This window comes from Paenibacillus sp. HB172176, assembly GCF_011947265.1.
GTDB lineage: Bacteria > Bacillota > Bacilli > Paenibacillales > Paenibacillaceae > Pristimantibacillus.
Window position 1 is genome coordinate 250501 of the sequence record NZ_JAATHD010000003.1, and the last position, 21911, is coordinate 272411.

The 21911-nt window shown below is 53.7% G+C and carries 20 protein-coding genes; 16 read left to right on the top strand and 4 right to left on the bottom strand.

All coding sequences use genetic code 11. The features are described 5' to 3' along the window. Positions 1-44 precede the first annotated feature (44 nt). The gene (locus HFP08_RS06010; protein WP_168119631.1) at positions 45-1724 is read left to right on the top strand and encodes a glutamine--tRNA ligase/YqeY domain fusion protein; all 1680 of its coding nucleotides are present in this window, start codon (positions 45-47) and stop codon (positions 1722-1724) included. 80 nt (positions 1725-1804) lie between these two features. Here the strand turns inward: HFP08_RS06010 and HFP08_RS06015 are convergent, their stop codons facing one another. Both HFP08_RS06015 and HFP08_RS06020 read right to left on the bottom strand, forming a co-directional pair. Next, the gene (locus tag HFP08_RS06015; protein ID WP_168119632.1) at positions 1805-2650 is read right to left on the bottom strand and encodes an SDR family NAD(P)-dependent oxidoreductase; all 846 of its coding nucleotides are present in this window, start codon (positions 2648-2650) and stop codon (positions 1805-1807) included. Positions 2651-2771: 121 nt separating this feature from the next. After that, positions 2772-3356 carry a TetR/AcrR family transcriptional regulator gene (locus HFP08_RS06020; RefSeq protein ID WP_168119633.1) on the bottom strand — a complete coding sequence of 195 codons (585 nt, stop codon included), beginning with the start codon at positions 3354-3356 and terminating at the stop codon, positions 2772-2774. A 144-nt stretch (positions 3357-3500) separates the two neighbouring features. Here HFP08_RS06020 and HFP08_RS06025 point away from each other — a divergent pair, with 144 nt between their 5' ends. Together HFP08_RS06025 and HFP08_RS06030 are read left to right on the top strand one after the other, a co-directional pair. Continuing rightward, on the top strand, positions 3501-4007 hold the full coding sequence (locus tag HFP08_RS06025; protein WP_240941121.1) for a ferritin-like domain-containing protein: 507 nt from the start codon (positions 3501-3503) through the stop codon (positions 4005-4007). A gap of 131 nt (positions 4008-4138) precedes the next feature. Next, positions 4139-5290, top strand: a complete 1152-nt coding sequence (locus HFP08_RS06030; protein WP_168119634.1) for an RluA family pseudouridine synthase — start codon at positions 4139-4141, stop codon at positions 5288-5290. Positions 5291-5299: 9 nt separating this feature from the next. Here HFP08_RS06030 and HFP08_RS06035 read toward each other — a convergent pair whose 3' ends face one another. Further along, positions 5300-5944 carry an NAD(P)H-dependent oxidoreductase gene (locus HFP08_RS06035; protein WP_168119927.1) on the bottom strand — a complete coding sequence of 215 codons (645 nt, stop codon included), beginning with the start codon at positions 5942-5944 and terminating at the stop codon, positions 5300-5302. A gap of 24 nt (positions 5945-5968) precedes the next feature. On the opposite strand from HFP08_RS06035, the gene HFP08_RS06040 reads away from it, so the two are divergent. The 6 genes from HFP08_RS06040 (at position 5969) to HFP08_RS06065 (ending at position 12099) form a co-directional block, all read left to right on the top strand. Continuing rightward, a complete protein-coding gene (locus HFP08_RS06040) occupies positions 5969-6685 on the top strand; it encodes a MarR family winged helix-turn-helix transcriptional regulator (RefSeq protein ID WP_168119635.1) in 717 nt (238 codons plus the stop codon). 1 nt (position 6686) lies between these two features. Then, positions 6687-8042, top strand: a complete 1356-nt coding sequence (locus tag HFP08_RS06045) for a sensor histidine kinase (protein WP_168119636.1) — start codon at positions 6687-6689, stop codon at positions 8040-8042. Then, a complete protein-coding gene (locus HFP08_RS06050; RefSeq protein WP_168119637.1) occupies positions 8026-8646 on the top strand; it encodes a response regulator transcription factor in 621 nt (206 codons plus the stop codon). The genes HFP08_RS06045 and HFP08_RS06050 overlap by 17 nt, the downstream gene beginning before the upstream one ends. Positions 8647-8682: 36 nt before the next feature. Then, on the top strand, positions 8683-10155 hold the full coding sequence (locus HFP08_RS06055; RefSeq protein WP_168119638.1) for an MFS transporter: 1473 nt from the start codon (positions 8683-8685) through the stop codon (positions 10153-10155). A 136-nt stretch (positions 10156-10291) separates the two neighbouring features. Further along, positions 10292-11449 (top strand): DoxX-like family protein, encoded by a 1158-nt coding sequence (locus HFP08_RS06060; RefSeq protein WP_168119639.1) that lies wholly within the window; start codon positions 10292-10294, stop codon positions 11447-11449. Further along, the gene (locus HFP08_RS06065; RefSeq protein ID WP_168119640.1) at positions 11422-12099 is read left to right on the top strand and encodes a DUF4166 domain-containing protein; all 678 of its coding nucleotides are present in this window, start codon (positions 11422-11424) and stop codon (positions 12097-12099) included. Before HFP08_RS06060 ends, HFP08_RS06065 begins: the two co-directional genes overlap by 28 nt. 369 nt (positions 12100-12468) lie before the next feature. Here HFP08_RS06065 and HFP08_RS06075 read toward each other — a convergent pair whose 3' ends face one another. Then, on the bottom strand, positions 12469-13317 hold the full coding sequence (locus tag HFP08_RS06075; RefSeq protein ID WP_168119641.1) for a helix-turn-helix transcriptional regulator: 849 nt from the start codon (positions 13315-13317) through the stop codon (positions 12469-12471). Between the two features lie 215 nt (positions 13318-13532). Here HFP08_RS06075 and fabF point away from each other — a divergent pair, with 215 nt between their 5' ends. The 7 genes from fabF (at position 13533) to HFP08_RS06110 (ending at position 21372) form a co-directional block, all read left to right on the top strand. Next, the gene (gene fabF / locus HFP08_RS06080) at positions 13533-14777 is read left to right on the top strand and encodes a beta-ketoacyl-ACP synthase II (RefSeq protein WP_168119642.1); all 1245 of its coding nucleotides are present in this window, start codon (positions 13533-13535) and stop codon (positions 14775-14777) included. 151 nt (positions 14778-14928) lie between these two features. Continuing rightward, on the top strand, positions 14929-15945 hold the full coding sequence (locus tag HFP08_RS06085; protein WP_168119643.1) for an NAD-dependent epimerase/dehydratase family protein: 1017 nt from the start codon (positions 14929-14931) through the stop codon (positions 15943-15945). Between the two features lies 1 nt (position 15946). Further along, positions 15947-17014, top strand: a complete 1068-nt coding sequence (locus HFP08_RS06090) for a dihydrodipicolinate synthase family protein (RefSeq protein WP_168119644.1) — start codon at positions 15947-15949, stop codon at positions 17012-17014. A gap of 70 nt (positions 17015-17084) precedes the next feature. Continuing rightward, positions 17085-17771: an L-serine ammonia-lyase, iron-sulfur-dependent subunit beta gene (gene sdaAB, locus HFP08_RS06095; protein ID WP_168119645.1), complete on the top strand. Its 687-nt coding sequence runs from the start codon at positions 17085-17087 to the stop codon at positions 17769-17771. Next, positions 17768-18712 (top strand): L-serine ammonia-lyase, iron-sulfur-dependent, subunit alpha, encoded by a 945-nt coding sequence (gene sdaAA, locus HFP08_RS06100; RefSeq protein ID WP_168119646.1) that lies wholly within the window; start codon positions 17768-17770, stop codon positions 18710-18712. The genes sdaAB and sdaAA overlap by 4 nt, the downstream gene beginning before the upstream one ends. After that, positions 18699-19988: a M20 metallopeptidase family protein gene (locus tag HFP08_RS06105; protein WP_240941131.1), complete on the top strand. Its 1290-nt coding sequence runs from the start codon at positions 18699-18701 to the stop codon at positions 19986-19988. The genes sdaAA and HFP08_RS06105 overlap by 14 nt, the downstream gene beginning before the upstream one ends. Further along, positions 19924-21372 carry a GGDEF domain-containing protein gene (locus HFP08_RS06110; protein WP_240941133.1) on the top strand — a complete coding sequence of 483 codons (1449 nt, stop codon included), beginning with the start codon at positions 19924-19926 and terminating at the stop codon, positions 21370-21372. The genes HFP08_RS06105 and HFP08_RS06110 overlap by 65 nt, the downstream gene beginning before the upstream one ends. Positions 21373-21911: the final 539 nt, after the last annotated feature.

The window sequence follows — 21911 nt, forward strand, 5'->3', positions numbered from 1 at the left end:
GAGTAGGCTGGCCCATTCATGAGTTCAAGAAGGAGGCGTTGGCGATGGTTGACGAGAAGAGAACGAATTCAGAGCATTTTCTGATCAAAAATATACGGGAAGAGCTGAAGGAGAGTCCCTTCAGCAGAGAAATGTGCACAAGGTTCCCTCCCGAGCCGAACGGCTATTTGCATATCGGGAGCTCCTATGCGATTCATACGAATGACCGGGTTGCTCAGCAATTTGGCGGTCGCTTTCATCTGCGGTTCGATGATACGAATCCGCTCAAGGAAGACGCAGAATATGTGAATGCGATCATCGAAGACATGAAGTGGCTCGGGTACGATCCGAAGGAGCATATCTATTACGGCTCCGATTATTCGGAGGAGATCTATCGATGCGCGCTCAGCTTGATTCGGCAAGGCAAAGCCTATGTCTGCGAGCTGTCTGCCGAAGAGATGACCAAAACCCGGGGGACGCTGACTTCTCCGGGCACGAACAGTCCTTACCGTGAGCGTTCGCCTGAGGAGAACGAGGTACTATTCAAAGCGATGAGGAACGGGGAGCTCCCGGATGGATCGAAGGTGCTGCGGGCAAAGATCGATATGGCTTCGCCGAATATGAACATGCGCGATCCGGTGCTGTATCGCATCATTCATGCGCCTCATTACCGGACGGGAAGCGACTGGTGCATCTATCCGATGTATGATTTCGCTCACCCCATTCAAGATGCAATTGAAGGTGTAACGTATTCCTTGTGTTCCATCGAATTCAAGGATCATCGTCCATTATACGAGTGGGTGCTAGGAGAGCTGAAAATTTCGGAGCCGCCGAGGCAAAGGGAATTCGGAAGGCTGAGCTTGACGGGAGTGGTAACGAGCAAGCGATTTCTAAGACAGATGGTTGAAGGCGGCTATGTGGACGGCTGGGATGATCCTCGCATGCCGACGCTGCGGGGCATGCGGAGAAGAGGCTTTACGCCGGAGAGCATACGCAGCTTTGTCGACGAGATTGGCAATATAAGAGCGCAAAGCACGGTGCACATCTCGCTCTTGGAACAGCTGCTGAGGCAAGAGCTAAAGGCGAATGCCAAAAGCCTGATGGCCGTGCTGCGGCCGCTCAAGGTTGTCATCACAAACTATCCGGAGTCGGAAACCGAGCTGCTCGGCATCGAGAACAACAGCGCAAATGCATCGTTGGGGACGCGCGAGGTTCCCTTCTCGCGAACGATCTACATTGAACGTGAGGACTTCATGGAGCATCCGGAGAAGGGCTTTCATCGCTTAACGCCGGGCGGCGAGGTCAGGCTTAAGGGCGCTTATTTTATCCGCTGCAACGAGGTGGTGAAGGATGAGGCAACCGGCGAAGTAACGGAGCTTCGCTGCACTTATGATCCCGAGACGAAGAGCGGGAGCGGATTCACGGGACGCAAGGTGAAGGGAACGATTCATTGGGTGTCCGTGAAGCATGCGGTGAAAGCGGAAGCGAGGTTGTATGACCGCTTGCTGCTGGAGGAACGGCTGCCGGAAGACGGAGACGCGGATTGGGAGAAGGCGATTAACCCGGAATCTCTCCTAATACTGGATAATATCGCTATCGAGCCTGCCGTATTGCGGATACGTCCAGAGGAGAAGCTCCAATTCCTTCGCCATGGGTATTTCTGTCAAGATTCCAAGCTGAGCGAGACAGATCGACTTGTCTTCAACCGTATTGTGCCGCTGAAGGATTCCTGGAAGCGGGAGTAGGGCAACCTGTGAATTTCAAGGCTGTCTTCGCAAGTGTTAACGCTTGCGAAGACAGCCTGCTATTGTTCGATTTGAAAGTGCTATGCGCCGGTTATTCGTTTCAACAACAATAAGAGCTCATTCTGGAATTTCTGATCAAGCACGATTTGAGGAGGACGAACTGCCTTGCCTTTCTCGATATAAATGCCGGTCTTCTCTTTCAGACTAGGTGCATGCGCGGCTTCATAAATCCGTTTGGCGCCAACATCCGGCGATGAGAAAAATATGCGAAACAGCTTGAACAAGCCTGGCAACGCGGTATTGTTCGCCATTGGGGTTTTATTCGGACCAGGGTCGACGATGCGCAGCTTGATGCCGTCATTCGTGAATTCCTTGGACAACGCCAGGAAGGCTGACGTCGTTGCCAGCTTGCTTTGCGCATACAGCGCGAACTTCTTCATCCGTTGCGGCTTCTGCAATTCTGTTAAGGATACCTTGCGCACCATTCGCATAGCGCTTGATCCGACGACAATAACAATTGGATTCGCTGCAGCGGCTAATAGCGGCTTTAACAACCGGGTCAATAAGTAAGGAGCCGTCGTATTCACTTCGAAATGCAGGTCATTGCCTTGCGGCGAGGATTGACGTGTATCCAGCAATATGCCGGCGTTATGAATGAGCAAGTCGATATGAGGACGGAGTCCGCCAATCTGCGCTGCAGCCCATTTAATCGATTCATGATCGGATAGATCGGCAGTGACTGAAACGATGTCTTGATTGTTGCTGCTTAGCTTTCTAAGCTCCGTAATCTGCCTCTCTGTGCGCGCTTTGTCCCTGTTAACCAGTACCATGTGATAACCGTCCTTCATGAGCAGTTTGCTCAGTTCCGAGCCGATGCCGGAATAAGATGCGGTAATGACCGCGATTTTGCGTTCGTTGTTAATCATGGGAAATAACCTTCTTTCTCCTCTTATTGGAACGTTCGTTCAAATATATGTGAAAATAGTGACCTGTTTGATTAACAGGTCGACTATTGGAAGCAAATATAGCGCTCAAGTATGAATGTATTCACTCTTTCAACACGGCCAAGGTAGTGCTGATTACATCATTCAAAAAGGATTTTGTCAGATTGGTCTTGGCAAGCGAAGCCAATCCGGCGAACGAGCTCGTTAAATATCTTCCGGTTGATTGGGCGTCAAGGCTGGAGCGAAGCTCGCCGGAGGCAATTCCGGCTTCAATGCAAGCAGTGAATGCTTCCTCTAAACGCTCGAAATTGCGAGTAACGATTGAAGCGGCTTGTTCATCATGCAGTCCAAGCTCGCTGGCCGTATTTGTCATGAAACAGCCCCAATTGCAGCCATCTTCATGAACGAGCTCCACCACATTGGAGAATAGCTGTTGGAGTGTGGGATAGACAGACTTGCCGGTGGTCAATGAAAGAATCACCATCGACATATAATTTTGCGAATATCGATCCAAGGCTTGTAGAAACAAGGCGTGTTTGTCGCCGAAGGTGTCATAGATGCTTCCTCGATTAATGCCCATTTCTTGCACGAGATCGTTAATGGACGTTCGTTCATAGCCGTTGCGCCAGAATAGCTTTAACGCTTTCTCAAGGGCGGCGGAAGGTTCAAATTCCTTAGTTCGAGCCATAATTTCAAGCCTCCTTGCATGCAGTATATCATTTCTGGAATGATTGTTCAAATATAAATTTCGAAAGAAAGCATGCTTTATCGACGAATGCACCAATTGCAATCTAGGCGAGTATAGTGAGTAACAAACATGTAATGAAAAGGAGTGCCTGCTTTGTATTATTACGGATATCCTTACCCCGCTTGTATCCCGGTTCCGCGCAACAGCATGAGTCCGTCTGTTCCTTCCTGTCTGGAGGATGCCCTGAAGTTAATTAGAGAATCCGTAGGCAGCGAGCGGGAAGATGAATTGTTCTACGATTATCTTATCTCCGTCGCTCCCACGCAGGACGAGAAGGATATCATTGCTTCCATCCGAGACGACGAGCGGCATCATAATCAAATGTTCCGCTCGATCTATCGGGATTTTACGGGACAAGAGGTTCAGACGACAGATGAAGAGACGTTCGTGAAGCCGGACAATTATGTTGACGGTATCAAGAAGGCGTTGTTCGGAGAGCTCAAGGCGGTCGAGAAGTATCGTAAAATCAGGCAATGTCTGCCCCACGGTCCCTATCGCGATATGTTGTTCGAAATTATTACGGATGAGCTGAAGCATGCTTCCAAATACAATTATCTTTTTGCCCTGAACAAAGCGGGAGGCAAGCATTGAAACAATCCACCAGGTTTTTCAGCTCGTTTCATTGTTGGCCCTTCTCCCTGTACACGATCCAGCCGTCACTGTGATATAGTGGAGCTACCGGAGAACGCAGAGCAAGCAGAAAAACGCGATTCTCAACAGGAATGGAAGCGGGAGGCCACACATTGAACAGAAGCTCGAAATCAAAGGATCAATCAAAAAAGAATTCGCGGACTGGCGCGCATGCCAAGCCGCAATTAAGATCGAAAGCAAGGGCAGAGGGGGGAAGCGATACAAACGGGATATCTTCGTCAAAGGGGAGAGCCTCGTCAAACAAGAGAGCCCTGTTAGGGGAATGGACCTCATCAAGCGAGAGAGACCCGTCAAAAGGGAGTGCCCCTTCAAAGAGGAGGACTTCTACTAGTGAGAATAAGCGGAGCAGTCAGCCAGCGAGCCGCGTCTTTCAGGTGAAAGAGTCGGCAGAGCTTCTTGCCTTTCTGCTCCAAACGCAGACGAAGCTAAGCCGCAATTCGGTGAAGTCGCTGCTTACGCGCGGTCAGGTCCTGGTGAACGATCGGATGGAGAAAGCTTACAATTTCCAATTGGAACCCGGCTTTACCGTTACGATTAGGCGTGAAGGAGCCGAGCAGAAGGCTCCTTTTATCGGCTTGTCTATTCTGCATGAGGATGACGATATTATCATTATCAATAAAGATGCAGGCTTGTTGTCCATCGCGTCCGAGAAAGAGAATGATGTTACGGCCTATCGCCAGCTCATGGCGCATGTTCGGACAAGCGATCCCAGGGCGCGAATCTTCGTCGTGCACCGTCTCGACCGGGACACCTCGGGCGTCATGATGTTCGCGAAGAGCGAGCAGATTCAGCAGCAACTGCAGAATGCTTGGCAAGAGACGGTGCTGGAACGCAGCTATATCGCTTTGGTCGAGGGCGAAGTGAAGCGGCAGGAGGGCAAGATCGAATCCTGGCTTCAGGAGAGCAGCACGCTGAAAATGTATTCGAGCTCCCGTCCGAATGACGGGCTTCATGCGATTACGCATTACAAGAAGCTGCAATCGAACAAGCAGTTCAGCTTGCTGGAGGTGCGGCTTGAGACGGGCAGGAAGAACCAGATTCGCGTTCATATGCAGGATATCGGCCATCCAATCGTCGGCGACAAGAAGTATGGCTCGAAGTCGCGCGTTATTCCAAGACTCGGCCTTCATGCTCGTATTCTTGCTTTCACTCATCCAACCATCGGCAAGATTCTGCGCTTCGAAGCGCAGTCGCCGAAGTCGTTCTTCAGTCCGTTTCGTTAAGCAACAGAATCACGAAAGCTTGGCGAATCTCCGCTCCGCTTTGACCAGAAATCTCTGGCGCTCCTCCAAGCTGCGCCTCTCCATACCGGTGAAGTTATGCCAGCGCAGCTTGTGGACGCCCATCTTGCGGAACGTCCCTCGGAACAAAATCTTCGTAATGGGGTTGCCGAAGAAGTAACGATAGAAAAAATTCGGCGTGCTCATGACCGTCAGCAAGTTCACAGCCTTCAGGTTCGGAAGCAGGCTGATGAACGGCTTCCCGCCTTTTCCCTCCGTGTAGATCGTCTCCTTCACGAATACCTTATCCAGAAATCCCTTCGTCATTGCTGGCATCGCCTCCCACCAGATCGGGAAGAGGAAGATAATGCGGTCGGCTGCGATTAGCCGCTGTTGATAGTCGGCAACGAGCGGGTCGATCGTCTTCCGTTGCCGCCAGGCGACCAAATCCTCGGCTGTTGTTACCGGATTAAAGCAGTCCTCGTGCAAATCGATGAGATCGATTGTATGACCGCTGCTCTTCAAACCTCTTGTAACGGCCGCCAACAAAGCCGCGGAATAGCTTCTGCGATGTGGGGTATTCTCGGAAGCCGAGCCCTCAAAATATAGTTTCCAAGAAACTTTATTTTCGGCAGCGTTCTTGTTACACTGGAACAAGAACGATTGCAGAGGAGATTGTCGATGAGCGATTCTTGCGAAGGGAAACAGCAACTAATCCATAAGCTCATAGAAGCCGGAGGCAGGCTTCAGCAGCATTTTGGCAATGAGGATGATGAAGAAAAGCAGTGGCTGCATCGGCATAATTCGAATCCCGTGCTTGAGGAAATTCTGAAGGAAAGCACGATAACGATGCTGCATGTCATCGATGCGATAGGCAAGCTCGAGCCGACTAATGGAGCATCGATCTCCAAGGCGTTCGGGATACCGAAGGGCAGCGTATCGAAAATAACGAAAAAGCTCGTTCGGCAAAAGCTGATTCAGACGGAGCATTTGCCGCATAACAAGAAGGAGGTGCTGTTTCGCCTGACAGCGCTTGGGCGCGAATTGTTCGAGTTGCATCGAGAGCTTCACAAACAGATGAATAAGGGGATTATTCGCTTCCTGGAGCAATATTCGGAGGAAGAGCTGTTGATTTTCCTCAAGGGGTTCGAGGATACGATGAAAGCTTCCTGGTTTGGTCAGGAGCCCGGCTCGGAAGCTGAGCCGATTTCCGATTCGACCAACTTGGAAGAGGCTGCGGGGCCAAGTATGCGGCGTGACATAGCGTCTTCGTCGAAACGCAGAGATGAAGAGCTGAATGAAGTGATTGCGATGCTCCAGCAACTGAACGCAAGCGAACTGCGCAAAGCGAAAGCGATTGTAAGAGAGGTGTTCCTCACCTCATACGAGGGGGACTAGGATGCTGTATTATTTCTTCGCGCTTATCTTCGCTGCGGCAACGCTATTCTTCACGAATCCGCATAGCGAGCGCAACCGTTGGGGAGCGTTCTTCCTTGCCAGCGCGTCGATTGGAGGCTTGTCCGATTGGCTTGGCAGCGTCTATTCGCGGGAAGCGGCGTTAGTTGTTCAGCTTCTTAATCATACGCTTACGCCATATGGCGTCATGATCTTCAGTTTTGTCTACGCGGTGCGTTTGCGGAAGCCGAGGCAGCGCATTTATGCGAAGCTGCTGCTGCTCCTTCCGCCGGCGGCCATGCTTGTCATCTATGCGGCCGAAGCGGAGCCGAGACTGCACTACGCGCTGTTGCTTATCTGGACGGTGCCGTATTATCTGCTTGCTTGTTACCTGCTCGTGCACGCGCTGTGGAGGGAGCAGGATCTCCACCGGCGACGGAGCCGGTTTATAACGACCATGATTATGGTGCCGACGCTGCTCGCGGTGCTTCTGCTTATTAATGTCGGCAAGGTCGTAAATTCGAATTTTGACTATTTTCCATACATATCGCTGTTCATGCTCTATTCGCTTACTGTCGCCGCAATCTGTTCGTTCCTGTACGGCGTGCTTGGCGTGAAGCTGCGAATCGAGAACGATCCGCTGGAGAATACAATGAAGCTTGTCAGCTCGGGCGCGGCGCTGCTGAATCATACGCTCAAGAACGAGATCGGCAAGATTGCCATCTCCAGCGACAATATGAGGCATGAATTAGCCGCAAGACCCGGCAACGACGATTTGCTGGGCCAGCTTCAGATTATTGAGAACGCCTCCCGTCACATGCAGGAGATGGTGAATCGCATTCAAAGCCAGATGAAGGATATCCTGCTGCGGGAGCAGCCCGTTCAGCTTGCTCGATTAGTGGAGGAGCTTGTTCAGGAGCAGACTAGCGCTATGAATAAGCTTGGAATCAAGACGAAGACGAGCTATTCCTGCTTTCCCATTCTGAGAAGCGATCCGGTTCATCTGAAGGAAGCAATCGGCAATCTGATCAGCAATGCAAGGGAAGCCATGCCGGGCGGCGGAGAATTGACGATTGCGATCGAGCGATTTCGGAGCTCGGTGCGTCTTCTTGTGCGCGACACGGGGATTGGAATTGGGGCTGCTCAGCTCGAGCAAGTGCTTCAGCCGTTCTTCAGCACGAAGGGCAAGTCGAGCAACTTCGGCCTGGGACTCTCCTATGTGTATAAAGTGATGCGCAAGAGCGGCGGAGAGCTGAAGATCAGAAGCTGCGAAGGGGAGGGAACGGCGGTGGAGCTGTATTTTGCCAGGAATAAAGTGTTGCATGTGAAGGGGGAAGCGAGCGATGGGCGAGCTGATTAAAGTGCTGATGGTTGAGGATGATCCCGATTGGATCAAGGCGATGACGGCGTTCCTGAACAAGGAAGAGGATATTCTCGTTGTCGGCTCCGCGTTGGAATCCCATTCGGCGCTGCAGTTGGCGCGAACGCTCGAATTCGATCTCGTGCTGATGGATATTCAGCTTGAGGGCAGCAAGCTTGACGGGATACATACTGCCATTGAGATGCATGGCATTCGACCGGCGAAGATCATCATGCTGAGCTCGCTTGGCGACGAGAGCGTTATGACGCAGTCCTTCACGGCCGGAGCGGTTAATTATGTGGAGAAATCGAATTTCAAGGAGCTTCCGCATGCGATTCGCACGGCGTATCATCGATCGACGCCGATGGATGCGCTGCTGAAGGAGCTTGCCCGGCTGAAGCGAGAAGAACAGCTGCAGTCCCTGACGAAAGCGGAGCGCGAAATCTTCGAGCTGATCGAGCGGGGAGAGACACAATCGCAGATCATGAAGCGACTGTTCAAGGCGGAGAGCACGCTGAAGAATCAAGTCAACAAAATATTGAAGAAGCTTGGTGTGAAATCGAGCAAGGAAGCGATCGAGAAGATTAGACGAGGCGGGCTGTAGCAGCTTCCGGTAATTTGACAACAGAGGTGTTGACGTATGAGCGCAGAAGCTCCCACTTATCAAGAGAATGCGGCGGTGCAGAAGAAACGGTGGATCATTCTTATTGTGCTGAATCTGTTCACGTTTATGGCCACGCTTGATGCAAGCATTGTTAATATTGCTTTGCCGGAAATCGTGAAGCAGCTCGGTTTGCCGGTGGCAAAGGTGGAATGGGTGACGACGGGCTATCTCATGGCGATCTGCGCCGTAATCCTGTTCTTCGGCAAGCTCGGCGACATGGCGGGCAAGATTCGGGTGTACAAAATAGGGATGGCCGTGTTCATTGTTGGCTCGCTTCTCTGCGGTTTAAGCGCGAGCTTGCCGCTGTTAATCGCGTCGCGAATTGTACAAGCCATTGGCGCAGCGATGACGATGGCGAACAGCCAAGGCATTGTTACCGACATTTTCCCATCGACGGAGAGGGGGAGAGCGATTGGCATCATTGGCACGTTCGTGTCGCTTGGCAGCATCGCGGGCCCCAGTCTCGGCGGCATTATTGTAGCCGGGCTTGGCTGGCCTTATATTTTCCTGGTGAATGTTCCGGTAGGGCTTATCGCCATTGTTCTCGGATGGAAGGTGCTGCCCAAGGATCTCATAAGGACCAAAGCGGTAATCGACGTTCCCGGCAGCTCGCTATTCGCTGTGTTCATCATAGCGCTGCTTGGCGGCTTGTTGCTTGGACAGCAATATGGCTACGGAAACAGCGGCATCCTGGCGATGTTGAGCTTGTCGGTGATATCCTTCACGGCGTTTATCCTGGTGGAGCTGCGGCTGAGGCATCCCGTTCTGCAGCTGTCCTTGTTCAAGAATGCCTTGTTCTCGCTAAGCATTTTTTGCGCCTTTCTCGTGTTTGTCTCCAACTTCTGCTTCAACATCATAGCCCCCTTCTATGCGCAAAATATGTTGAATCTCTCGCCTTCCTCGGCGGGCTTCCTGCTCATGCTGTTCCCGATCGCGATGGTAGTGGTCGCGCCGATCAGCGGGGCGCTGTCGGACAAGATCGGCTCGGAGGCGCTTACCTTCGCGGGTCTGCTTGTCATGGTGGTCGCGCAATTCGGACTGGCCAGATTGCATGAGGGCAGCGCGATCGCGCTGGTCGGCGTGTGGATAGCGATGCTCGGCATCGGCACGGCATTGTTCCAGCCGCCGAACAATTCGCTGATTATGTCGAATGCGCCGCGCGCCCAACTAGGCTCCGCCGGCAGCGCCAACTCGCTCGTTCGGAATGTGGGCATGGTCGTCGGCATTACGGTCGCGACGACAATCCTGTTCGGCGTGATGAGCAGGGAGGCTGGTTATCGAGTTACGGACCTGATTCCGGGCCGTCCGGATATCTTCCTCTCCGGCATGCATGTCGTATTCATGACCTCGTCGGGGATCTGTCTCGTGTCCGCTGTATTGACCGGCTGGCGGATGATCAGCATGAAGCGGGCGAAGAAGGCTGCCCGGCGGGTGAATGCTCGGAGCTAGGATGGACGGTTCGATGATGATACGCAAGCCCAAGGTACTACAATTTGTAGTACCTTTTTGCTGTGCGGCTCTATCAAAGTTAGGTCTGAGCAAATTCTGCGATCCCCCTTATGATGGAAGCAAGGAGGCGAAGCTCATGAAATTGGCCATACGGAAAGCCGCAAAACCCATCTATGTCGAACGATTCATACGAACGGATATGGATACGATCTGGAAGCATACGCAAAGCCCGGAGCTGCATGAACAGTGGGATCTTCGGTTCACAAAGATTGATTATTTGCCCAAAGATGGGGATGAAGGCTCGAGCCATTTGCAGCATTTCCTTTACGAGACGCGCATCGGCTTCGGCCTCAAGATTGCCGGTACTGGTGTGAGCAGAGCACTTTCTCAGCAGGACGTCGAGTGTTCGAGCAAGGTCGCTCTCCAGAGCGATATCCCCGGCGCCGTCCAGCCGCATTCGCCGCAAGAGAGCGCGATTTCCAGGCTTGAATCAAGCAATAGAGCGACGGGGTTAAGCTTTCAATCCGATCAGAGGATTTCCCTCATTCTTCAAGGCAGCGGCTACTGGAAGTATACGGCGACGGACGAAGGGGTTATTTTCAAAACACAATATGATTACCAAACGCGATTCGGCGCAATGGGGCGATGGTTCGACCGCTGTCTGTTTCGGCCGCTATTCGGCTATGCAACGGCATGGAGCTTCGATCTTCTGCGAATCTGGCTGGAGGAGGGCATTCGGCCGGCAATGATCAAGCAGAGGGCGCTCATTCATTATGGCTGCGCAGCCTTGTTGGCTCTGCTCTGGATTTATCAAGGGCTGGTGCCGAAGCTGCTGTTTCCGGGGACTGGAGAACTGGCTCTGATGCAAGACTCGGGCTGGTTAACAAGCTGGCTGTCTGGCGGATTTGAGAATGGCCGTCAATCGGGAGAAGCGAGCCTTTTTGCGGATCACGCGTTTCTTCTCCAACAAGTACTCGGTTTCGTCGAGATAGGAATTGGAATGGCAACCATCATGCTCCACAGAAGAACATGGCTGTACAGGATTCAGGGAATCACGCTAACACTGTTGCCATTCCTTGCGATTTGGGGCAATCCCATGCTTCTGGCGCAGCCGTTCAATCCGGTCATGCTCAGTGCGGCGATGCTTGGGCTCGGACTATTCGCCGGCATGACGACGCGGCATTTGCCGCAGGCAAGCAATTGTTTCCGAAGCAACAAGAATGAGCAATCCTACGGGACTGCGTGGAAGGGGAGGTGGAACAGACTATGGCCTCAATTTACGAACAAGCATTAGGAGAGCAGTTTCGAACGCTGCATCCTCGCATTCAACAGCGCTTCGGCTTTAGCAGCAGGGACAATCGGGCATCTATCGGAGAAGGCGTGATGGAATCGGTCTGGTTCTCGAAGCTGGCGTTTCTTCCGCTTAAGCTGGGAACGACGAGACATATCATGTTCCCGCAGGGAGGACGCGATATCCCTTTTACCATTGAAAACTATGCCTACCTGGATTCATACGGCCGCGAGACGGTCAGTTGGAATCGCAAATTCGATTTTGGCAGCCACATTCGTTCCTTTGACGCCACAATGATCTATAGCGACGAGAGAAGGAAGATCGTCGATTACCTCGGCAACAAGCAGCATCTGGCGGTTGATCTCATGATTTCCCCTGCGCCGAATGGCGGCATTCGCATCCGTTCAGGCGAACAGCGAGTTTATGAGCGCTGGCTTGGGTTTACTTTTCCAAGCATGCTTACTGGAGCGGCGGAGGTTTGCGAATGGTATGACGAGGCCGAGGCGTGTTACAGAATCAAGATCGAGGTTGTGAATCCGATCATCGGACCCGTGTTCCGCTACAAAGGAGCTTTCCAGACGAGGTTCATCGAGGTCGATGCAAGGAGAATTCCGCCGGATATCAAGCCTCTTCGGGAAGAGGCAAGGGAGTAGGGGGATGCTGATATGTCAATTATTTATATTCTGAGGAAGCTGTTGTCGGCGGTTTTGGGTGCATTCATAATCATGATTACGGTTTCGTGATTCTCTTCTTCGGAATTGGGGCTTCGGTTGTGTACATGCTGGTTGATCAGGTGCTGAGGCTCCTATTTGATAAACAAAAATCTGCAAAGAGTCTGGTGAACCGGTATATCTTACAAAAAACGGAGAAGGCGATCTTGTCGTTATGGATATCGACGCATTCGCAAAGCGTGAAAGTATGTTAAAGCTTCGTGAGTACCTCGTGAGTGTTGAAGAAGAGCGGTTAAATGGGAAGTATGGCTATTCTGTGGACGAAACGGTTTTGAAAATGCAAGAAGCCATTCAACGCTCCATCAGCCGCCGCAGCTTCGATTCCGTAGCCGACTCTGGTGCGGGCGTATAGATGCTGCAACGTATATCGGAATTGCCTTGCACCTGGAACGAGGTGAGATGGAATTGCATCTTGCCCGCCTTGGCGTGACGAAATTCAAGAAGAACCTCCGGCGCCGAGCTCACCGCACTCGCTTCCCATAACGATTTGAAGTCCTCATGCTCGCTCTTCATTTCCTCGATGAAACGATCATACCAGTCATCCCCGACATATTGCCCGTAATAAGAGCGGAAGATCGCCAAATACCCGCTGACGAAATCCTCCCAATTCAGCGCCAGCTTTCTTAGTTCCTTTCTCGTAAAAAGCAATTCAATCATGCTCCGCTCTTCTGGCGGAATTTGCTCGAAATCCAGAAAAACATGCGCCGCGGCTTCATTCCAGCCGATAATGCGGCATTTGCGATCGGAGACGATGGCCGGGCTGAAGCGAAGCTCCTGCAGGATTTTGCGAAGAGGCTGGCTGATTTCGAGCATTTCTTCGTCAGGCAACACGCCGGCAGAGCCTGTGCCGGAACCTGTCTCCGTCGCCAAGGCGTACATATATTTACGTTCGTCCACAGTTAGGCGCAAAGCTGCGGCGACCGCATCGAGAACGGAGGCGGATACCGAGATGTCCCGTCCTTGCTCCAGCCACGTATACCAGGTCGGGCTGACCCCGGCAAGCTGAGCGACCTCCTCTCTGCGAAGTCCGGGCGTTCTGCGGCGGGGGCCCGAAGGAAGGTTCACGGATTCCGGCGTTATTTTGGCGCGCTGCGCTTTGAGAAACTGGGACAGAGCTTGCAATTGGGCGTTTCGGTTCATAGTCGAGCACTCCTTTGGGAGAAGTATAGCGTTGCTTTCTTGCTCAAGGCTTATCTCTCTGCTGCTTCAAGACACGAAAGCTCCGAACAGAGAATAGGGGAGCTTATTGTGGTACTCATTATACTATAATAAACGCCAACTTGTAATAGGATATCACCTGTGACAAGATAGTTGATACCAGGTACCAAAAATGTAAGTGCTAAAGGAGAATGAACATGGAACGAGTCGTGATAACGGGAATGGGCGTGGTTTCTCCCCTGGGCAACACAGTAGATGAATTATGGGGGAATATGCTTCAGGGCAAGTCAGGCATTTCCACAATAGATGGATTCAATACGGATCGTTTCAAAACAAAAATAGCAGGCGTTGTGCGAGACTTTGACGCAGATGCGCGGTTCGGCAAGAAGGAAGCGCGGCGAATGGACCGCTTTTGTCAATTTGCATTGGCGGCGGCAGAGCAGGCGCTGAACGATTCGGGCTTGGAGCTGGAGGCAATGGATCGGGACCGTATAGGCGTGTACGTCGGATCGGGAATCGGCGGACTTGGAACGCTGTTGGATCAGGCGGACACGCTCCGCGACCGCGGCCCCGAGCGAGTAAGTCCGATGCTCGTGCCAATGATGATCTCGAATATGGCGGCGGCCATGATCTCGATCAAATACGGCTTGACCGGACCGACGATGTCTCCTGTCACCGCTTGCTCCATCGGCAACACCGCCATTGGAGAGGCATGGCGGCTCATTCGCTCCGGCGGGGCGGACGCCGTAATCGCCGGCGGGGCGGAGGCGGCCATCAGCGAAATTTCCGTTGCCAGCTTCGGCAATGCGACAGCGCTGTCGACGCGCAACGACGACCCTGCGAGAGCAAGCAGACCGTTCGATGCGGAAAGGGACGGCTTCGTCATGTCGGAGGGGGCGGGAATCCTTGTGCTGGAATCGCTCTCGAGCGCGAAGCGAAGAGGCGCTGTTGTCCACGCTGAAGTGATCGGCTATGGAGCCAGCTCCGACGCCTATCATATCGTGGCTACGCATCCAGAAGGGGCGGGTGCTTATCATGCGATGCGGCTCGCCTTGCATGAAGCGCGCATCCATCCGTCCGATGTGGATGTGATCAGCGCGCATGCGACAAGCACGGAGCTTGGCGACAAATCTGAAACTCTTGCGATAAAGAGATTATTCGGGAAGGACGCGTATCGCATCCCCGTGACGGCGAACAAGTCGATGCTCGGTCATATGCTTGGCGCAGCGGGAGGCGTGGAGGCAATCGCATTGGCGAAGAGCTTACAGGAGGGCGTCATCCCTCCGACGATAAATCTCGAGGAGCAAGATCCGGCCTGCGATCTCGACTATGTGCCGAACAAGGCGAGAGAAGCGAGGCTCGACATCGGCATATCAAGCTCCTTCGGCTTTGGCGGTCATAACGCGGTTATTGTGCTGCGTGCTTGTCGCGAGCTGGTTTAGATATACGTTTGCAGTCATGCCGCTTTCTCTTGATAGGAGAATGCGGCATTTTCGTCATTTTGTCATTCATTTAAAGACGATTTAAAGATTTGTCTTTTATTGTTGAGCTCGATTAGTATGTAGGTATGAATCCCGAGGAGGAATGTTGATTATGCGTACTTTGGAAGAGCTGGAGGCCAAGCTGGCGGAGCCGTCGAAGGCATTAGTGGAGGATATGAAGAGCATTGACGGAGATATCATGCTCCTTGGCGTGGGCGGCAAGATGGGGCCGAGCTTAGCGAAACTGGCGATGAATGCCATTAAGGAAGCCGGCGTCAGCAAGAGGGTTATCGGCGTGTCGCGCTTCTCGGAAGCGGGTCTGCGCGAGCAGTTGGAGGCGGAGGGCGTAGAGACGATTGCATGCGATTTGCTTGACGACGAGCAGCTGCAGAAGCTTCCCGAAGTGGAGAACGTCATCTATATGGCAGGCACGAAATTCGGCACCTACGGCAAGGAATATTTCACCTGGGCGATGAACAGCTATCTGCCGGGAAGAGTGGCGGAGAAATACAAGAATGCGCGAATCGTTGCTTTCTCCACGGGCAATGTGTACCCGTTCATGCCGCTTGCTTACGGCGGAGCGGTGGAGACGACGCCTCCTGCTCCGATTGGCGAATATGGAAGCTCCTGTCTCGGAAGAGAGCGGGTATTCGAATATTTCTCCAGAAAATACGATACGCCGCTGGCGATCTACCGTTTGAATTATGCGATTGATCTTCGCTACGGCGTCTTGCTCGAGATCGCCAAGTCAGTGCGCGCGCAGAAGCCGATTTCGCTGGCGATGGGACATGTGAACTGCATTTGGCAAGGCGACGCCAACGAGATCGCGATTCGCGCCTTGAAAGTATGCAGCAATCCGGTGAACGTGCTGAATGTGACGGGTCCGGAGACGATTTCCGTGCGCTGGCTCGCTCAGGAATTCGGCAGAAGATTCGGCGTCGAGCCGGTGTTCGAGGGCGAAGAATCACCGAATGCTCTGCTCAATAACGCGTCGAAGGCGAACCAACTGTTCGGCTATCCGAAGGTATCGCTTCTGCAGATGATTGACTGGATGACGGAATGGCTGGAAGCGGACGGAGCCACGATTAACAAGCCGACACATTTCCAGGAAAGGGCGGGGAAATACTAGAATGGCGAAGCGTAGAGAATTATCCCAGGAGCAGTTTCGAGCCTTGCATGACGGACTCGTCATTCCTGCGCATCCGCTCGCGCTTGACGAGAATCGTCAATTGGACGAGAAGAGTCAGCGCGCTTTGACTCGCTACTATATGGCCTCCGGCGCAGGAGGCATTGCCGTTGGCGTTCACAGCACGCAATTCGAAATTCGCGAGCCCGAGCATAATCTCTTCGAGCCGGTGCTAAGGCTGGCGGCCGAGGAAGTGAAGAAAGCGAAGCTGGATCGTCCTTTTATCGGAGTGGCGGGTATCTGTGGTGGGGTGGAGCAAGCGGTCGCAGAGGCAAAGCTGGCGGCGGAGCTGGGCTACGATGCGGGACTCCTCAGCATGGGCGGTTTAAGCGATTTGTCGGAGAAGGAGCTTCTTGAGCGGACGGCCAGAATTGCGGAGATCATTCCTGTCATCGGATTTTATCTGCAGCCGTCTGTCGGAGGGAAGGTGTTCAGCTTCGACTTCTGGCGCGAGTTCGCCAATATTCCGGGCATCGTCGCCATCAAGATGGCTCCCTTCAATCGTTATCAGACGATCGATGTGGCAAGAGCGGTCTGCTATTCCGACCGCAGAGACGAGATTGCGCTCTACACCGGGAATGATGATAACATCATCAACGACTTGCTTACGGTCTACCGCTTCCAGGTGGGCGGCAAGCCGGTGGAGAAGCGGGTCGTCGGCGGCTTGCTCGGACACTGGGCGGTATGGACGCGGAAGGCGGTCGAGCTGCTGGAGGAGATTAAGCAGGTGCGCGACGGGCAGATGCTTGCCGCAGACTGGCTCACTCGCAATATCGAAGTGACCGAGAGCAACGCTGCGTTCTTCGATCCCGCGCACGGCTTCGAGGGCTGCATTCCCGGCATCCACGAGGTGCTGAGGCGTCAAGGCTTAATGAAGGGGATTTGGTGCCTCAACCCTCACGAGACGCTGTCGCCGGGGCAGAAGGAAGAGATCGACCGCATGTATGCGGACTATCCGCAATTGAACGACGATGCGTTCGTGAAGGCTCACTTATCGGAATGGCTGTCATAATATAAATAGAAGGAAAGAACGGACAGAGCCATGCTTGTCCGTTCTTTGTATACGGATAGGCGGTGGGAGTATGAGGTTCAAAGATGTGTTCTCTATAATCGGGCCGGGCATGATCGGTCCTTCCAGCTCTCATACGGCTGGAGCGGTTCGCATCGGGCGAGTGGCGAGACAGCTCTTCGGCGAAGCGCCGACGAGGGCTATAATCGAATTCCATGGCTCCTTCGCCGAAACCTATCGCGGGCACGGGACGGATGTCGCTATTGCAGCAGGATTTCTCGATTATGACACGGATGACGAGCGCATTCCCCGTTCGCTCGCCTATGCAAGACTATCGGGCATGCGGGTGAAGATTACAACAGGCAAGGGTTTGGCGGCGCATCCGAACACAGCAAGGCTTCAATTGTTCGCGGCGGATGGTCGCGCGCTGCAGATGACGGCCAGCTCCATTGGCGGAGGCAGCATCGAGGTTACTAGTTTAATGGGCTTTGATGTGAAATTTACCGGCATGTATCCGACTCTCGTTCTCTTCCACAACGATCGGCCCGGCATGATTGCGCATGTCGCGAAGGTGCTGAGCGACGAGGGCGTGAACATCGGATACATGGATGTGGACCGCAAAGCGAGAAGCGGCGAGGCGATCACTGTTATCGAAATGGACGCGCCCGCGCCTCCGGAGCTCATCGAGAGATTGAAGACGCTCGAAAGTATTGCGGCCATCAGCTATGCGGATTTGAATGGAGGAGGGATGCCGGAGTGAGATTTCAGACGCTGAAGGAATTGTCGGAGCTCGCCGAGCGGGAAGGAGAGTCGATCTCGAGCATTATGCTTGGCGATCAGGCTGCGGAATCGGGGAAGTCTGCCGAGCAGGAGTTCGGGAAGATGAGGGATTATTATCTCATCATGAAGGATGCCGTGCGCAAAGGAATAGAGACGGATACGCGATCCAGAAGCGGGCTGACAGGAGGCGATGCCCGCAAGGTCGAGCGGTATGTCGCATCGGGAGCCTCGGCTCTCGGCGAATATGCGGGAGAGGCCATGGCTTACGCGCTGGCCGTCTCCGAGGTGAACGCGTCAATGGGCCGTATCATCGCGACGCCGACGGCAGGGTCCTGCGGGATTATCCCCGGTGTCTTCGTCAGCAATCAGGAGCGGCTCGACTGGGATGACGATCATATGACGCGGGGCTTGTTCTGCGCGGGAGCTATTGGCTATATTATCGCCAATAATTCCTTCGTATCCGGCGCCGAAGGCGGCTGTCAGGCGGAGGTCGGCTCGGCCATCGGCATGGCGGCGGGAGCATTGGTCGAGCTGCGCGGAGGCACTCCTTCGCAGGCGGTTCACGCTGTCGGACTTGCGCTCAAAAATTCGCTCGGACTCATATGCGATCCGGTAGGCGGCCTGGTCGAAATCCCTTGCATTGTGCGCAACGGTTTCGGTGCGGTAACCGCGCTTGCCGCGGCCGATATGGCGCTTGCCGGCGTTCAGAGCGTCATTCCTTCGGATGAAGTGATCGGGGTGATGCTGGAGGTAGGCAGCGCCATGCCGTCCAAGCATCGGGAAACCGCGCAGGGCGGGCTTGCGCAGACACCGACGGGAAGGAAGATTATGGACGACTTGAAGAGAGACCGGAGAGCGAAGCGATCGAAGGAGGCAAGGGAGTCGAAGCAAGGGAGCGGTGAGCCGGATGAGAAACAATGAATCATGGGAACCTGCGGATAAGGATAATTCATTAAGTGAGCATGAGAAAAAGCAGATGAATCGCGGGTCCAGCGGTCAAACGAAGGTCGCGAGAATAGAAGATTCTCTAGCCCCATTGCTGGAGGAAGCGCTTGAGCTTCAAGCGGAGCTCGTCGGGCTGCGTCGACATTTGCACCGGAATCCGGAGCTGAGCCTGGAGGAAACGGAAACCTCGCAGACCGTTCTATCGGTGCTCCGGGAGCTGCCGCTGGACATTCGCACGAATGTGGGCGGTTACGGCATTGTTGCGGATTTGAATGGGGAGGGCGAGGGCCCTACCATTGCGCTTAGAGCGGATATGGATGCCTTGCCGATTCAAGAGGAGACGGATTTGCCCTATGCATCCGAGATTCCCGGCAAAATGCACGCCTGCGGACATGATGCGCATACGGCGATTCTGGTAGGTGCGGCCAAGCTGCTGTCACGCAAAAGGGACAAGCTGTCGGGCCGCGTTCGCTTCCTCTTCCAATGCGCAGAGGAGATCAATCAAGGCGCGAGAGCGATGATAGAGGACGGCGCACTGGATGGGGTCGACGAAATATACGGACTTCATAATTTGCCGACGCTTGCGGCAGGGAAGGTCGCGACGAGATACGGCGCGCTCATGGGCTCCGTGGATCGCATTGAAGTTACCATCGAGGGGCGTGGCGGTCATGGCGCCATACCGAACGAAAGCATCGACCCGATCGTGGCCGCATCGGCTGTCGTCATGGGGCTTCAGACGGCGGTCAGCCGCGAAATATCGCCTTTTGATCCCGCAGTTGTTACAATTGGAAGCATATATGGCGGCCATGCGAACAATGTGATCCCGCATCGCGTGGAGCTGACGGGTACGGTGCGAACGTTCCAGCCCCGGGTGCAGGAGGGGATGGAGGCTATGCTGCGCCGCCTGATCGAGTCGATCTGCGAGGGCTATCGCTGCAAGGCGGAGCTGCGGTATATACGCCAGGTGCCGGTGCTCGTCAATCATGATGCATGCGTGACGCATGTGGAACAAACGCTTGATGGACTTATGCCGATCGAGAGCCGTATCGAAGCCGCGCCAACGATGGCGGGCGAGGATTTCTCGCTGTATGTGGAACGAATTCCAGGCTGCTTCTTTTGGATCGGCTCGGGACCGGAGGAGAACGCGGAGCAGGCCTATGGCTTGCATCATCCGAAGTTTGACTTGAATGAAGAATGTCTTGGGCATGGCGCTGCGGCGCTTGCGGGAATTGCCTTTTCGCGATTATTGTAACGAGGAAGAAATGGAGGAGATCAAGCTGCATTCATCCAATCAGAAAGCGCCTGTCAAAGGCATACCAATAGGAGTCATCGGTCCCCGGGAAACGGCGAGAAAAATCATGCGGGTGCTGCAGGCCTTTCCTTCGTTTCACGGCATAGCAAGAGAATATGCGCTGGAGCAGGAAGCTCCGAGGCTTGCGGCGCAGCTGGCGTCAGAGGTTGAGGTAATCGTGGTTTCCGGGCCTACGCCGTATCGCTTGATCCGAGAGGAGACGGAGCTCGGCGTGCCCGTTCACTTCGTCCCCCTTACGGAGACGGATTTTTATCGCGCTTTATTTCGCATTCAGAAGAAGCTGGGGAGCCTGGACAATGTAGCTTTGTCTGTTGACTCGATCAGCAAGCAGACGATAAAGGCTCTGCTGAAGGACGCGGATGCGGAGCGGCTTTCTGTTCTGCACTACGATGGACAAGCCTTTGCTCCGGTGGATCAACTGATCTCCTTTCATGCCGGCCAATATGAAGCCGGCGCCAGTCTAGGAGCGCTTACAGCCGATCCGCTCGTCGCGGCGGCGCTTGATCGACTCGGCATTCCATGCGAGTGGGCGGCGCCTACGGATCAGAATATAACGGTGACGCTCGAGAGAGCGCTGCTGTCGACGGAAACCCGGCAATTGAAGGAAGCGCAGATCGTCGTCGGGATGCTGAATGTGGACGCGTTCACGCGGCTGATTCAGAATCGCAGCTCCGAGCATGATATTCAAAAATTCAAATTGGAGATTCATCGCATATTGCTCGACTATGTGGAATCGCTGGACGGTTACTTGACACATCTGGGCGCGGATGAATATTTGTTCTTCACGACGAGAGGCATCTTCGAGAGGGAGACGGGCGGCTACAAGTCGATTCCGCTGGCCAAATATGCCAGCAGTTCGCTGGGGCTCACGCTAAGCATGGGCATCGGCTTCGGAAGATCGGCCAACGAAGCGGGCACCCATGCGCGCTCCGCGCTGCGCAGATCCAAGGAAGCGGGCGGCAACACCTGCTTTATCGTGCGGGAGGACCGGACACTGATCGGTCCGCTTGAGATGGCCGAACCGGTTGAATACGATCTGTCAATTACGAATGGCGAGCTGCTGAAGCGGACCGAAGACGCCGGCATGACCTCCGGTTATTTGAGCCGGCTGCTGTCTCACGTTGCCAGGACGGGCAGCCTGGAGTACAAAGTGCATGATCTTGCCGCTATCCTCGATATTACGATTCGCAGCACGCATCGCTTGCTGCTGCAATGGATGGATTACGGCCTGATCGAAATAGCGGGCTTCGAGAAGGTGCCGAAGGGAAGGCCTCGGCAAATCTATCGGTTAACTTTTTTGGCAGAAACGATTGGCCGGGAATGATAGGCGAGCTGATGCTGGGGTTGTCACGCGAGTTGCCAGGTTGGCGAGTTCATTCAGGGGTGCCGTTTCCCTTTGCTGATTGAATAGCCGTTGGTTACCAGCGGGGGGAGTCGGCGGGGAGTGTTATCGCTGCTGCAACGCCGATTTTCAGCGCTGGAGCGCCGTCCGAGGCGAAACATGTGAGGGCAACGCCGATTTTCAGCGCAACAGCCTCAACTCAAGGACCTCGCCATTATCGCAAATTCTGCCGTAAGGACTCCCCCAATTCCCAACTGACGTTTTGCGACTCGAATTTCTGAATAAGCGGGAATAAGTCCAGTATAATCCGACTCGTTTAACTCACATTGCTGTTTATACAGGAAAATCTCCCGTATAATTTCTTCGTATTGTTGAGAATGAGGTGATTTGACGAAATATGCTGGAGGAATTCCATTATACTCATGTATTTCTTCCAATTAGGAAAAATAAGCTGGAGAAAATCCAGTTTATAGGTTCCAGATGCTTAGTGCCGCCACATATAGCCAAGCGCAGCAATACCG